Annotated in this window: 12 protein-coding genes; 5 read left to right on the forward strand and 7 right to left on the reverse strand. The window is 70.2% G+C overall.

Going from position 1 to position 13,457, the window contains the following annotated elements; genetic code table 11:
- Nucleotides 1-407: 407 nt before the first annotated feature.
- On the reverse strand, nucleotides 408-1,616 hold the full coding sequence (tyrS, locus tag EAT51_RS18725; protein ID WP_130521769.1) for a tyrosine--tRNA ligase: 1,209 nt from the start codon (nucleotides 1,614-1,616) through the stop codon (nucleotides 408-410).
- Between the two features lie 182 nt (nucleotides 1,617-1,798).
- On the opposite strand from tyrS, the gene EAT51_RS18730 reads away from it, so the two are divergent.
- Nucleotides 1,799-3,256: a peptidoglycan DD-metalloendopeptidase family protein gene (locus EAT51_RS18730; RefSeq protein WP_130521768.1), complete on the forward strand. Its 1,458-nt coding sequence runs from the start codon at nucleotides 1,799-1,801 to the stop codon at nucleotides 3,254-3,256.
- Nucleotides 3,257-3,288: 32 nt separating this feature from the next.
- On the forward strand, nucleotides 3,289-4,407 hold the full coding sequence (locus tag EAT51_RS18735; protein WP_265937043.1) for an anhydro-N-acetylmuramic acid kinase: 1,119 nt from the start codon (nucleotides 3,289-3,291) through the stop codon (nucleotides 4,405-4,407).
- A gap of 61 nt (nucleotides 4,408-4,468) precedes the next feature.
- Here the strand turns inward: EAT51_RS18735 and EAT51_RS18740 are convergent, their stop codons facing one another.
- Genes EAT51_RS18740 through EAT51_RS18750 form a run of 3 tightly spaced genes read right to left on the reverse strand, consistent with a single transcriptional unit; the run spans nucleotide 4,469 to nucleotide 6,811 of the window.
- The gene (locus tag EAT51_RS18740; protein WP_130521767.1) at nucleotides 4,469-4,699 is read right to left on the reverse strand and encodes a hypothetical protein; all 231 of its coding nucleotides are present in this window, start codon (nucleotides 4,697-4,699) and stop codon (nucleotides 4,469-4,471) included.
- Nucleotides 4,677-6,014 carry an AmpG family muropeptide MFS transporter gene (locus EAT51_RS18745; protein ID WP_130535483.1) on the reverse strand — a complete coding sequence of 446 codons (1,338 nt, stop codon included), beginning with the start codon at nucleotides 6,012-6,014 and terminating at the stop codon, nucleotides 4,677-4,679. Before EAT51_RS18745 ends, EAT51_RS18740 begins: the two co-directional genes overlap by 23 nt.
- The gene (locus EAT51_RS18750) at nucleotides 6,011-6,811 is read right to left on the reverse strand and encodes an exodeoxyribonuclease III (RefSeq protein ID WP_130521765.1); all 801 of its coding nucleotides are present in this window, start codon (nucleotides 6,809-6,811) and stop codon (nucleotides 6,011-6,013) included. The genes EAT51_RS18745 and EAT51_RS18750 overlap by 4 nt, the downstream gene beginning before the upstream one ends.
- 100 nt (nucleotides 6,812-6,911) lie before the next feature.
- Between EAT51_RS18750 and pyrE the strand changes: the two genes are divergently transcribed.
- Nucleotides 6,912-7,568, forward strand: coding sequence for an orotate phosphoribosyltransferase (gene pyrE / locus EAT51_RS18755; RefSeq protein WP_130521764.1), 657 nt, complete (start codon nucleotides 6,912-6,914; stop codon nucleotides 7,566-7,568).
- Nucleotides 7,569-7,594: 26 nt separating this feature from the next.
- Nucleotides 7,595-8,248, forward strand: a complete 654-nt coding sequence (locus EAT51_RS18760; protein ID WP_228258000.1) for a hypothetical protein — start codon at nucleotides 7,595-7,597, stop codon at nucleotides 8,246-8,248.
- 289 nt (nucleotides 8,249-8,537) lie between these two features.
- Here EAT51_RS18760 and EAT51_RS18765 read toward each other — a convergent pair whose 3' ends face one another.
- The 3 genes from EAT51_RS18765 to coaBC are packed head-to-tail and all read right to left on the reverse strand — an operon-like array spanning nucleotide 8,538 to nucleotide 12,669.
- On the reverse strand, nucleotides 8,538-10,907 hold the full coding sequence (locus EAT51_RS18765) for a phosphomannomutase/phosphoglucomutase (RefSeq protein WP_130521763.1): 2,370 nt from the start codon (nucleotides 10,905-10,907) through the stop codon (nucleotides 8,538-8,540).
- A 17-nt stretch (nucleotides 10,908-10,924) separates the two neighbouring features.
- A complete protein-coding gene (dut, locus tag EAT51_RS18770) occupies nucleotides 10,925-11,383 on the reverse strand; it encodes a dUTP diphosphatase (RefSeq protein ID WP_130521762.1) in 459 nt (152 codons plus the stop codon).
- Complete coding sequence (gene coaBC / locus EAT51_RS18775) at nucleotides 11,380-12,669, reverse strand: bifunctional phosphopantothenoylcysteine decarboxylase/phosphopantothenate--cysteine ligase CoaBC (protein WP_425478256.1); 1,290 nt, start codon at nucleotides 12,667-12,669, stop codon at nucleotides 11,380-11,382. Before coaBC ends, dut begins: the two co-directional genes overlap by 4 nt.
- Before the next feature lie 66 nt (nucleotides 12,670-12,735).
- Here coaBC and radC point away from each other — a divergent pair, with 66 nt between their 5' ends.
- The gene (radC, locus tag EAT51_RS18780; protein WP_130521760.1) at nucleotides 12,736-13,410 is read left to right on the forward strand and encodes a RadC family protein; all 675 of its coding nucleotides are present in this window, start codon (nucleotides 12,736-12,738) and stop codon (nucleotides 13,408-13,410) included.
- Nucleotides 13,411-13,457: the final 47 nt, after the last annotated feature.

Raw genomic sequence — 13,457 nt, forward strand, 5'->3', positions numbered from 1 at the left:
CGCATACTGTCAAAGAGCTCGAAGTCGGCCTCAGCGCCTTCCTTCGTATCCTTCAGCGTTTCGCCGAAGTGAGCCGCCCATTATAGGGCGCTTTCGAAGTTCGTCAACACCTCGTGAGGAGGTCTTTCGAACTTAGCTCCACCAGATCCGAAACCCAACCGCTGTTCGTTTCCGCCGAAGCGAGCCGCCCATTATGAGGCAGTTCCCGCATCCGTCAAGTGCTTCGTGCGAGGCGCTTGGTGGACCCCGTCTCGTCGTGTGCCGGCTGGGCCGGCCACCACCGTGGCGGGGCGCGCATTATGGGAGCGCGCGGCCGCCTTGGGAAGGGGTTTGCGAAGTTCTTTTTACTTTGTGCGCCAAGTGCCTGATGGGGCAGGCTTTTGTCGCCTGCCCGCTGGCTGCGGGCGTCAGCCGGCGAGCAGGCGGACGCGGGCGAAGTTGCGCTTGCCCACCTGCAGCACGCCCTCGAAGCCCGGCTGCAGCTGCAGCTGCGCGTCCTCGATCACCACGCCGTCGACCTTCACCGCGCGCTCCTTGAGCTTGCGGCCGGCCTCGGAATTGCTCGGCGTCACGCCCGCCGCGGTCAGCAAGGCGCCGATCCGCAGACCTTCGGCCGGGACCACCACATCCTGCAGCGGCAGCAGCGAGGTATCGCCCTCGCCGCGCACGACGGCATGCCAACCGGCGATCGCCGTCTCGGCCTGGGCCGCGTCGTGGAAGCGCGTGGCCAGCTCGCGCGCCAGCCGCAGCTTGACGTCGCGCGGATTGAGCGCGCCGGAGGCGACCTCGGCCTGCAGGGCCTTGGCCTCGTCCACGCCGATATCGAAGCTGAGCAGCTCGATCCAGCGCCACATCAGTGCGTCGCCGATCTTCATGGTCTTGGTGACGATGTCGATGGCCGGCTCGCCGATGCCGATGTAGTTGCCCAGCGACTTGGACATCTTGTTGACGCCGTCCAGGCCTTCCAGCAGCGGCATGGTCAGCACGATCTGCGGCTTCTGCCCGTAGTGCTCCTGCAGGCCGCGGCCCATGAGCAGGTTGAACTTCTGGTCGGTGCCGCCCAGTTCGACATCGGCCTCCAGGGCGACCGAGTCGTAGCCCTGGACCAGCGGGTAGAGGAATTCGTGCAGGGCGATGGACTGCTGGGCGGCGTAGCGCTTGGCGAAGTCGTCGCGCTCGAGCATGCGCGCCACGGTGTGCTGCGCCGCAAGACGGATCATGTCGGCCGCGCCCATCTTGCCGAACCACTCGCTGTTGAAGCGCACCTCGGTCTTCTCGCGGTCCAGCACCTTGAACACCTGGTCCTCGTAGGTGCGCGCATTGGCCAGCACGTCCTCGCGGGTGAGCGGCTTGCGGGTGACGTTCTTGCCGGTCGGGTCGCCGATCATCCCGGTGAAGTCGCCGATCAGGAAGATCACCTGATGGCCCAGGTCCTGGAACTGCCGCATCTTGTTGAGCAGCACCGTGTGGCCCAAGTGCAGGTCCGGCGCGGTCGGGTCGAACCCGGCCTTGATGCGCAGCGGACGGCCGGATTGCAGGCGTTGCTGCAGGTCTTCGAGCTTGAGGATTTCGTCGGCGCCGCGGCCGATCAGTTGCAGTGCGTCTGCCTGTGACACGTGAGGTTCCAGATGAAGAAAGAGACCGGCGCGGCCACCACAAAGTTGAACGCGCGGTTAAATCGAGGTTAACGCCGGACCGCAGGAAAAAACCAATCCACTCAACGGTTTGACCTGCTCCCCATGCCTGACTATGGTAGCCCGATTGGGCCTTCCGCTTGGGCCCCAGGGTGAAGACATCGATGCAGACGCACGGGGACGGCAGCCGCCGCAAGCAACGCTTTCGCGAACGACTGGAAGTCCTTCGAGAGTCCGCTCTCCACCGCCAACTGACCCAGCACCTGCCCCAGGGCCGGTGGACGCGCCGGCAGTGGATCCACGCGTCCCTGTTCACCACCATCGGCATCATGGTGGCCACCATCGTGCCGGGCTTCTCCAGCGTGGTACAGCCACAGCGCAAGCCGCTGGCCAGCGTGCCGCTGGCGCTACCCGAGATCGACACGCAGGCCGCCGCGGCCTCGGCGGGCGACAACTGGCAGACGGTGAACGTCCGCCCCGGCCAGACCCTGAGCGCGATCTTCGAAGAGATGGGCATGCCGGCCGCCACCCTGCAGCGGGTGATGGAGAACAAGGCGGCCGCGGCCGAGCTGCGCCGCCTGCATCCGGGCGATGAGATCGCCTTCGATCTTCCCGCCGAGGGCGTGCTGAAGGCGCTGCGCTACGACCGCGACATGGCCTCGCGCGTGCAGCTGGACATCAGCGACGAGGCGGTCACCGAGCGGGTGATCAAGCGCGAGGTCAGCGTGCGCACCGCGGTGCTGAGCGGCAAGGTCGGCAGTTCGCTGATCCGTTCGGCGCGCAAGGCCGGGCTGACGGCGGCCAACATCAATGCGCTGACCGACGAGATCTTCAAGTACGACATCGACTTCAACTCCGACCTGGAAGCCAACGACCGCTTCAGCGTGGTGGTCGAGCAGACCTGGCGTGAGGGCCAGCTTGTGGCCACCGGTCCGGTCCAGGCGGCGACCTTCACCGTGGACGGCAAGCTGCATTCGGGCTTCCGCTTCACGCGCCCGGGCGGGCAGCCGGAGTACTTCACCGCCAGCGGCAAACCGCTCAAGCGCAGCTTCATCCGCATGCCGATTCCCTACGCGCGGCTGAGCTCGACCTTCGGGGCGCGCCATCATCCGATCCTGGGCACGATGCGCATGCACCAGGGCGTGGACTACGCCGCGGCCACCGGCACGCCGATCATGGCCGCGGGCGATGCGCGCGTGCAGTTCGCCGGCCAGCAGCGCGGCTACGGCAATGTGGTGATCCTGGACCATGGTCAGGGCCGCACGACGCTGTACGGGCACATGTCGCGCTTCGCCAAGATCAAGACCGGCCAGCGCATCGCGCAGGGCACCGTGATCGGCTACGTCGGGTCCACCGGCATGGCCACTGGCCCGCATCTGCACTACGAATTCCGCGTCAACGGCGTGCACCGCAACCCGCTCAAGGTCACCCTGCCGCCGCCCGAGCCGCTGTCCGGCACGGTGCTGGCGCAGTTCAAGACCCAGACCTCGAGCGCGCTGGCCCGCATCCACACCGTGGAAAGCGCGATCTACGCCGATGCCTCGCCGGCCACGGCGCCGCAGCCGTCCGTGACGCTGGCCCAGGCGCTGGAGGCGTCGCGCAAGCGGCCGGATCGCCAGTGACTCCGCCGGCTGCGGCGCGCGCCGGCGGACCGCTGGCACGCAAGCCGGCGCTGGGCGACCTCTATCTGGGCATGATTTCCGGCACCAGCGCCGATGGGATCGACGTGGCGCTGGTGCGCTTCGACCCCGAGCCGCAGCTGCTGATGGGCCGCACCTACCGCTGGGACGACGCGCTGCGCACGCGTCTGATCGAGCTGGGCCAGGGCGGCGAGGCGACCTCGCTGGACGAGCTGGGCGAACTGGACGTGCAGGTCGCGCTGGCCTTCGCCCATGCGGCGGGCCGGCTGATCACCCAGTCCGGGCTGGACCGGGCGCTGGTGCGGGCGATCGGCTCGCATGGGCAGACCGTGCGCCACCGGCCGGAGGGGACCTTCCCCTTCACCTGGCAGATGGGCGACGGCAACGTCATCGCCGAGCGCACCGGCATCCCGACCGTAGCCGACTTCCGCCGGCGCGACGTCGCCGCGGGCGGCCATGGCGCGCCGCTGATGCCGGCCTTCCACGCCGCGATGCTGCACGACCCGGGCGAAGACCGGGCCGTGCTCAACCTGGGCGGCATCGGCAACCTGACCCTGCTGCCGGGCAGCGGCGCGGTGCGCGGCTTCGATACCGGCCCGGCCAATGCGCTGCTGGACGCCTGGTGCGAGCGGCATACCGGCATGGCCTTCGATGCCGGCGGCGCCTTCGCCGCGACCGGCAAGCCGGATGAAGCGCTGCTGGCGAGGCTGTTGGACGAGCCGTGGTTCGCCCAGCCGCCGCCCAAGAGCACCGGTCGCGAGCAGTTCCACCTGGCCTGGGTCGAAAGCAAGCTCGGCCAGGCCGCGCTGGCGCCGGCCGACGTGCAGGCCACGCTGGTCGAACTCAGCGCGGTCACCGTGGCCGAGGCGCTGAGCGCGACCCAGTCCGGCACCGCGCGGGTGATGGTCTGCGGCGGCGGCGTGCACAACCCGGTGCTGATGCAGCGCCTGGCGGCGCGGCTGCCGGGCGTGGTGGTCGAATCCACCGAGGCCCACGGCCTGCATCCGGACTACGTCGAGGCCATGGGCTTTGCTTGGCTGGCGCGCGAGACCCTGGCCGGGCGCCCAGGCAACCTGCCCAGCGTCAGCGGCGCCAAGGGACTGCGCGTGCTGGGCGCGCTGTATCCGGCCTGATCGCACCGGAATTCGCGGGAAACCGCGGCGCGCGGAATTGACCTGAGGGCGAAAGCGGCGGCTAGGACGCCGGGCCGCCGTGCGGCACCGCGCGCAGCGCCGCGATGGCCTCGGACAGGACGGCGACCTCCGGGTCGCTGAAGCCGTTGCGCACCTCGGCCTCGACCGCGAACAGGCCGTGCTCGATCAGGCGGCTGATGGTCTCCTCGGTGCTCCAGCCGCGCGCCTGGGCGACGCGGCGGATGCGATCGGTCAGGATCGGATCGAGGTCACGGATGAGCAGGTCGGTCATGGTCGGGTGCGGCCACTGTCCTGGAAGGCTCCTTGATACGACGCCACAGCCAGGCAAGCAAGGCCAGCGTGGGGATCACGGTCAGCGCGCTCAGGGCGAAGAAGGTCGAATAAGAGGTGGCCTCGACGATGTAGCCCGAAACACCGCCCACGAACTTGCCCGGCAAATTGGCCAGCGAGACCAGCAGCGCGTATTGGGTGGCGGTGAAGTTGCGGTCGGTCAGCGAGGACATGAAGGCCACCAGCACGGTGCCGGCAAATCCCTGCGAGATGTTGTCCGCGCTCAGCGCCGCGTAGAACGCCCACAACTGGCCCGGATGCTGGGCCATCAGCAGGAAGGCCAGGTTGGACAGCGCCACCGCCAGTGCGGCCAGCAGCAGCATGCGCCTAAAGCCGAACGCCGCCACCGCCATGCCGCCGCCGAAGGCGCCGACGATGCTCATCCAGATGCCGAACAGCTTGGACACCGTGGCGATGTCGGACTTGGTGAAGCCCGAGTCCAGGTAGAACGGCCCGGCCATGACGCCGATCACCTGGTCGGGGAACTTGAACAGGCCGACGAACAGCAGCAGCGCCAGCGCCAGCTTCCAGCCGTTGGTGGTGAAGAAGCCGACGATCGGCTGCCAGAAGGCGCCGAAGAAGTCGATCCGCCGCACCACCGTGGCCTCCGGTCGCACCGGCTCGCGGCTGACCAGCGTGGTGACGATGGGCACCAGCATCAGCGCGGCCATGCAGAAGTAGGCGATCTTCCAGTCCTCGAACTCGGCCATGTACAGCGCGCCGGCGCCGCCGACGATCAGCGCGATGCGATATCCAAGGATGTAGGTGGCCGCCAGCGCGGCCTGGGCGCTTTCCGGGGCGATCTCGATGCGGTAGGCATCGACCACCGCGTCCTGGGTGGCGCCGGCGAAGGAGCCCACCAGTACCCAGGTCACCAGCCCGGCCACGCCCAGTTCCGGCCGCATGGCGCCGAGCGCGAACAGGCTCGCCGCGACCAGCACCTGCGCGGCCAGCAGCCAGGAGCGCCGCCGCCCCAGCCCGGACAGCAGCGGCAGCGTGTAGCGGTCGATCAGCGGCGCCCAGACGAACTTGAGCAGGTAGAAGAAGCTGGCCAGGCTGATCAGGCCGATCTCGCCCAGCTGCAGGCCGACGTCGCGCAGGCGCGTGGACAGGGTCTGCGAGGCGATCAGCAGAAACGGCAATCCGCTGCCGAAGCCCAGCAGCGCCATGGTCAGCGCCGAGGGCGTGGCGAATGCGGCCTTGATCCCGCGCCAGCCCTTGTAGGACACCGGCCGCCCGCCGGGCGCGGCGCTCACCGGGCGTAGTCCACGGTGAACGGGGCATGGTCGGAGAAGCGCTGCTCGCGATAGATCGCGCAGCCGCGCAGGCGATCGCGCAAGCCGGGCGTGGCGAACTGGTAATCGATGCGCCATCCCACGTTGTTGGCGCGCGCCGCGCCGCGGTTGGACCACCAGGTGTAGTCCTGCCCTTCCGGATGCAGCACGCGGTAGGCGTCGACCCAGCCGCGGCCGGCGGCCACATCGACCTGCGCGCCCTCGTCGGCGCACAGGCCGTTGAGCCAGTCCCGCTCGGGCGGCAGGCAGCCGGAGTTCTTCTGGTTGCTGGTCCAGTTGCGGATGTCCAGCCGGGTGCGCACGATGTTCCAGTCCCCGCACAGCACATAGTCGCGGCCGCTGGCCAGCCACTGGTCCAGGATCGGCTTGAGCCATTCCATGACCTGGAACTTGTAGCCCTGGCGCAGCTCGCCCGAGGAGCCGGACGGGATGTAGAAGGACACCACGCTCAGGTTGCCGAAGCGCGCCTCCAGGTAGCGGCCCTCCTCGTCGAACTCCGGCCAGCCCAGCGCGGTGCGGATCTCGTCGGGCTCGACCTTGCTGTAGATCGCTACGCCCGAGTAGCCCTTCTTGGTGGTCGCGTCGCGGAAATACGCCTTGTAGCCGGCCGGCAGGAATTCGGGCCCGGCCAGCTGGTGTTCCTGGGCCTTGGTCTCCTGCACGCACAGCACGTCGGCGTCCTGTGCGGAGAACCACGGAAAGAAGCCCTTGGACGCGGCCGAGCGCAGGCCGTTGGCGTTGAAGCTGATGATGCGCATGGAGTTGGAGCCGAAGACAGAAGCGACGCGCAAGCATACCGCCCGATCCGGCCGCCGCCGCCTGCTAACCTTTGCCCATCCCCACACGTTCAAGACGCCCATGTCCAACCACCGTGCGCGCTTCCTTCAGCTGGCCCTGCGCGCCAACGCGCTGCGTTTCGGCGAGTTCACGCTCAAGTCGGGCCGCCTGAGCCCCTACTTCTTCAACGCCGGGCGCTTCGACAGCGGCGCGGCGCTGGCCGAGCTGGCCGGCTGCTACGCCGATGCGATCGAGGAGGCCGGGGTGTCGTTCGATCTGCTGTTCGGCCCGGCTTACAAAGGCATCCCGCTGGCGACCGCGCTGGGCATGGAGTTCGCCCGCCGCGGCCGCGACCTGCCGCTGGCCTTCAACCGCAAGGAGGCCAAGGACCATGGCGAGGGCGGCACGCTGATCGGCGCGCCGCTGGACGAGCGCCGGGTGCTGATCGTGGACGATGTGATCACCGCCGGCACCGCCATCCGCGAGGCGCTGGGCCTGATCACCGCGGCCGGCGGCGTGCCGGCCGGGATCGTGGTGGCGCTGGATCGCCAGGAAATCCTCGGCGAGGACGGCCAGCGCCTGTCGGCCGCCCAGCGCGTGGCCGCCGAGACCGGCGTGCCGGTGATCGCGGTGGCCAGCCTGCACGATCTGCTTGCATTCGCCGGGGAAAATGCGGAACTTGTCGGCCACCGCGAGCAGCTTCTGGCCTACCGGGCCCGGTACGGCAGCGCCGCGTAATCGCCACTGGCAGCAAGGGGGCTGTCATGACCAGGACCAGGTTCGCCGCGATGTTGATGATGCCGCTGGCCGCGGCGGCGCTGACGGCGGGCGCGCAGGATGCGCCCCAGGCCAAGAAGCTCTATTGCTGGAACGACCCCAAGAGCGGCCGCACCTGCTCCGATGCGCTGCCGCCGGATCAGGTCAACAGCGCGCGCGACGAATTCAGCGCCACCAGCGGTGCGCGCACCGGCGCGGTCGGCCAGGCGCTGACCGCCGAGCAGCGCGCCGACCTGGCCGCCGCCGCCGCCCAGGCGCGGGCCGACCAGGCGGCCGAGGACACGCGCAAGCGCACCGAGCAGGCGATGTTGCTGTCCTATGCGTCCGAGGACGATCTCAAGCGCGTGTTCAACGAGCGCACCACGCTGATCGACAACAACGTGCAGACCGCGCGCTTCAATCTGACCAGCATGCGCGAGGCGCTGGTGATCAAGCTGCAGCAGGCCAGCAACGCCGAACTGGCCGGCCGCAAGGTCGACGCCAAGCTGGCCGAGGACGTGCGCCAGCGCCACACCGACCTGCTGCGCCAGCAGGCGCTGCTGACCAATTTCGAGCAGCAGCGCACGCAGCTCAGCGCCGAGGTGGAGGACACCTTGAAGCGCTACCGCGATATGAAGGCCAGCGCTGCGGCGAACGGTTGAGGTGGGTGCGGGCGGTTAAGCCTGCTGTGCTGAGCAGCGCCGGGCTCGCGAAGCTGCCGGTGTTCGGCTTGGCGATGGCGGCAGGCATCTCGCTGCTTGGCCGCCAGGCCTGAACCTGTCGTGGGTAGAGCGGAGCTTGCTCCGCTGGGGCTTTCCCCATGAACCGAACGAAGAGCAGCGGAGCGAGCTCCGCTCTACAGGCAGGGCCAGTTGCTCCCACAAAGCAGTTGCTGCTCCGGAGATCGTGGACATGCCGGAGCCCGCTCCGCCTTCGCGCTATTACCGCGCCTCAGAAGCGGGGCTTGAGCTGCGGCGCCACGGCCTGCAGCTGGCTGCGGAACGCGCCGCGGATGCGTTCCAGCGCCGCCGCGTCCGAGGCCTCGAAACGCAGCACCAGCACCGGGGTGGTGTTGGAGGCGCGCAGCAGGCCCCAGCCGTCGTCCCAGTCCGCGCGCAGGCCATCGATGGTGGACAGGCGCGCACCGTCGAACCGGGCCGCGTCCACGAAGGCCTGCACGATCGCATGCGCATCGCCGGAGGGCACCTCGACCTTGATCTCCGGCGTGGACACGCCGTCGGGCAGCGCGTCGAGGATCTCGCTCGGGGTCTGGTCGTCGCGCGCGGCCAGGATCTCCAGCAGGCGCGCGGCGGCGTACAGGCCGTCGTCGAAGCCGTACCAGCGCTCCTGGAAGAAGAAGTGCCCGCTCATCTCGCCGGCCAGTTCGGCGCCGGTCTCGCGCATCTTGGCCTTGATCAGCGAATGCCCGGTCTGCCACATCAGCGGCGTGCCGCCGTTGCGCAGCGTCCAGCCCTGCAGCTTGCCGGTGCACTTGACGTCGTAGATCACCATCGCACCGGGGTTGCGCTCGAGGACGTCGGCGGCGAACAGCATCAGCAGGCGATCGGGGAAGATGACGTGGCCGTCGTGGGTGACCACGCCCAGGCGGTCGCCGTCGCCGTCGAAGGCCAGGCCCAGATCGGCGTCGAAGCGCTTCACCGTCGAGGCCAGGTCGAGCAGGTTGTCCGGCTCGCTGGGATCGGGGTGATGGTTGGGGAAGGTGCCGTCGATGTCGCAGTACAGCGGCACGACCTCGGCGCCGATGGCCTCCAGCAACACCGGGACGATCTCGCCGGCCACGCCGTTGCCGGCATCGACCACGACCTTGAGCGGGCGTGCCAGCTGCACGTCGCTGGCGATGCGCTGGACGTAGTCCTCGGCGATCTCGCGCTGGGTCAGGCCGCCGCGCTCGGCGCTGTGCAGCTGCCCTTCGCTGATGCGGGTGTAGAGATCGGTGATGGCGGCGCCGGACAGCGTCTCGCCGCCGACCACGATCTTGAAGCCGTTGTAGTCCGGCGGATTGTGGCTGCCGGTGACCGCCACGCAGGTGCCGGTGCGCAGGTGGAAGGCGGCGAAATACGCCACCGGCGTGGGCACCATGCCGATGTCGATGACATCGCGGCCGGCCTTGCGCAGGCCTTCGATCAGGCCGGTGGACAGCTCCGGGCCGGACAGGCGGCCGTCGCGGGCGACGACCACTTCGGTCAGGCCCTGCTCGGCCATCACCGAGCCGATCGCCTGGCCGATCAGCTCGGCCACCGGCACGCTCAGCGTCTTGCCGACCACGCCGCGGATGTCGTAGGCGCGGAAGATGCCCGGGTCCACGGTGGTGCCACGCACCAGCTTGGCGGCCGGCGCGGCCGCCAAGCCGACCGTCTCGACTGGCGCGTCGGTGGCCGTTGCTTCGGCATCGGCCTCGTCCGCCGCCCTGGCCGCCGCGGCGGCGCGGTGCGACTGCACGGCCTGGTCCAGGGTCAGGCCGTCGTCGGCCACGTCCTCGCCCTTGCCGCGACGCAGTTCGGGCACCTTGAGCTTGACCTTGCCGGTGGTCAGCGCGGCCACCAGTACGGCCAGCGCCAGCAGCAGCGCCGCCACGATCGCGCTGGGGAGCGCACCCAGGCCCAGCGGGCCCTCGCTTTCGTCGGGCACGGCGGCGGCCACGCGCAGGCCGGTCTGGCCGACCGGGCGCGAGAGCGCGTCGGCGGACCCGGACAGGCCCGCATCGCCGACCTCGCGCAGGGTGAAGCCGCCCTGGCGCAGGGCCAGATAGGCGCCCGGCACCTGCGCGCCGTCAATCTGGGCGGTCAGCAGCGCCATCGGCAGGCGCACGTAGAGCAGCCGGTTCTGCACCGGCACGGCCAGCGCCAGGCCGGTGCCCGTGCCGTCACGCACCGCGCCGACGATCGCGCCCTTGGCCTGCTGGGCAGCTTCCAGCAGCGCCAGCTTGCTGTAACCGAAGCTGGCGGCATCGGCGTAGGCGGACTGAAGATCGGCCGGCAGCATGTCGACGGCTTCCACCTCGGGCCAGCCGGCCTTGATCGCCGCGCCGACCGCGGCGGTGTCGTCGGCGCTCACCGCGGCCTGGAAGGCGGGCGTGGCCACCCGCTGGTCGAGCTTGGCGGTCTGGGTCTGCAGGTTCTGCTGCAGGCCCTGCACGGCGGCATCGCGCGCCTGCAGCAGCGCGTCGCGGCGCGCACCTTCCTGGTAAAGCACCCAGGCGCTCCAGCCGAACCACGCGGCCAGCAGCACCAGCAGGGCGGACAGCAGCAGCACGTGTTGCCCGCTGCCTGTCTTCGCGGTCCTTCGTTTGAATCCAGCCATGCGACGTTTCGCCCCTGTCAGCGGACGCCCGTGTGGCCGAAGCCCCCTTCTCCACGCGCGCTTTCCACGAAAGTATCCACGATCTTCAACGCTACGCGCGCGATGGGCAACACCACCAGCTGCGCGACCCGGTCCCCGGGCTGGATCACGAAGGCCTCGCTGCTGCGGTTCCACAGGCTGATCAGCAGCGGGCCCTGGTAGTCGGCATCGATCAGGCCGGTGCCATTGCCCAGCACGATGCCGTGACGATGGCCCAGGCCCGAGCGCGGCAGCACCATCGCGCACAGATGGGGATCGGCCAGGTGGATGGCGATGCCGCTGGGCACCAGCACCGTCTCGCCCGGCCCCAGCGTGAGCGGGGTCTCCAGCGCGGCGCGCAGGTCCAGCCCGGCGCTGGCCGAGGTGGCATAGGCCGGCAGCGGCCAGGTCTCGCCGAAGCGCGGGTCCAGCAGTTTGACTTCCATCGGCAGGCTCATGCGCGCAGACGCTCCCCGATCAGGTCCACCAGCGCCTCGGCCAGGGCGGTCTTGGGCGCGGAAGGGAACTCGCGCTGGCCATCCTTCCAGAACGCGGTCATCGCGTTGCTGTCGCTCTCGAAGCCGCCGTCGGGAATACCGACCCGGTTGGCCACGATCATGTCCAGGCGCTTGGCCAGCAGCTTGCCGCGCGCGTACTCGGCCACGTTCTCGGTCTCGGCGGCGAAGCCGACCACTAGCTTGAGCGGCTGCACCGAGGCGGCGACCTCGGCCAGGATGTCCGGCGTGCGGACCAGGTCCAGCGCCAGCGATTCGCTGGACTTCTTGATCTTGTTTGGCGCCGGCGTGCGCGGGGTGTAGTCGGCGACCGCGGCGGCGCCGATGTAGACATCGGCCGGGAAGGCGCCGAACACCGCCGCGCGCATCTGCGCGGCCGAGCGCACGTTCACGCGGGTCACGCCGGGCGGGGTGCCCAGGCTCACCGGGCCGGCCACCAGGGTGACCTTCGCCCCGCGCCGCGCGGCCGCCTGGGCCACGGCGAAGCCCATCTTGCCGCTGCTGCGGTTGCCCAGATAGCGCACCGGGTCCAGGTCCTCATAGGTGGGACCGGCGCTGACCACGACATGCAGCCCGGCCAGCGGACCGTCGAGCGGAACGGCCGCCTGCGCCGCCTGGCTGAGCGCGGCCACGATCGCGTCCGGCTCGCTGAGGCGGCCCGGGCCGGATTCGCCTTCGGCGAGCGGACCGTCCTCGGGCCCGATCACCTGCACCCCGCGCGCACGCAGGGTGGCCAGGTTGGCTTGGGTGGCGGCGTGCTTCCACATGATGTGGTTCATCGCCGGGCACACGGTGATCGGGGCGGTCGTGGCCAGGGCCAGGGTGGTCACCAGGTCGTCGGCCAGGCCGTGGGCCAGATGCGCCAGCAGGTCGGCGGTGGCCGGGGCGATCAGCACGCGGTCGGCCCAGCGCGCCAGCTCGATATGGCCCATGGAGGCCTCGGCGGCGCTGTCCCACAGGCTGGTGCGCGTGGGCTGGCCGGACAGGGCCTGGAAGCTCAGCGGGGTGACGAACTGCTGGGCGCCGGCGGTCATCGCCACCTGCACCTGCGCGCCGGCATCACGCAGCCGGCGCACCAGTTCCAACGATTTATAGGCGGCGATGCCGCCGCCGACGCACAGCAGGATGCGTTGTCCTTCCAGGGCCTGGGCCACGTCAGAATTTTCCGAACCAGAACTAGGGCGACAGCTTACCCGACGCCCCTCCCGGCTCTGATAACCCCAGGGCATGAGCGTCCGGAACAATCGCCATGACGCCGCAGGGAAGCGGCACGTCCCAAGCCCAAGGAAGCGCCCATGCATATCCGCGACTGGCCCGCCGAGGAACGCCCCCGCGAAAAACTGATGGCGCGCGGCGCCGCCACGCTGTCCGACGCCGAGCTGCTGGCGATCTTCCTCGGCTCGGGCCTGCCCGGGCGCGACGCGGTACGCACCGCGCGCGACCTGCTCGCCAGCCACGGCCCGCTGCGCGGCCTGCTCGACCACCCGCCCAAGGCGCTGGCGGCCCTGCCCGGCCTGGGCCCGGCGCGCGCCTGCCAGCTGGCCGCCGCGCTCGAACTGGGCCAGCGCCACCTGGCCGCCGGCCTGGCCCGCGGCGAGATGCTGAACGACCCGCACGCGGCCGGCCGCTATTTCGCGCTGAAGCTGCGGGCGCGGCCGCGCGAAGTGTTCGCGGCGCTGTTCCTGGACACGCGGCACCGGGCGCTGGCCTTCGAGGAGCTGTTCGCCGGCAGCCTGGACGCGTCCGAGGTGCACCCGCGCGAGGTGGTCAAGCGCGCGCTGGCGCTCAACGCCTCGGCGGTGATCGTGGCCCACAACCACCCCTCCGGGAACCCGGAGCCCTCGGCCGCCGACCGCGCCGTCACCGCGCGGCTCAAGGCCGGCCTGGCGCTGGTCGACGTGCGCCTGCTGGACCACTTCGTGATCGCCGACGGCCCGCCGGTCTCGCTGGCCGCGCGCGGCTGGGTGTGAGGCCCGCGCGCGGCGGCCCGGGCGCCGGGGCCGGCAAGGCGGCGGGC

It is taken from the genome of Pseudoxanthomonas winnipegensis (genome assembly GCF_004283755.1).
GTDB classification, from domain to species: domain Bacteria; phylum Pseudomonadota; class Gammaproteobacteria; order Xanthomonadales; family Xanthomonadaceae; genus Pseudoxanthomonas_A; species Pseudoxanthomonas_A winnipegensis.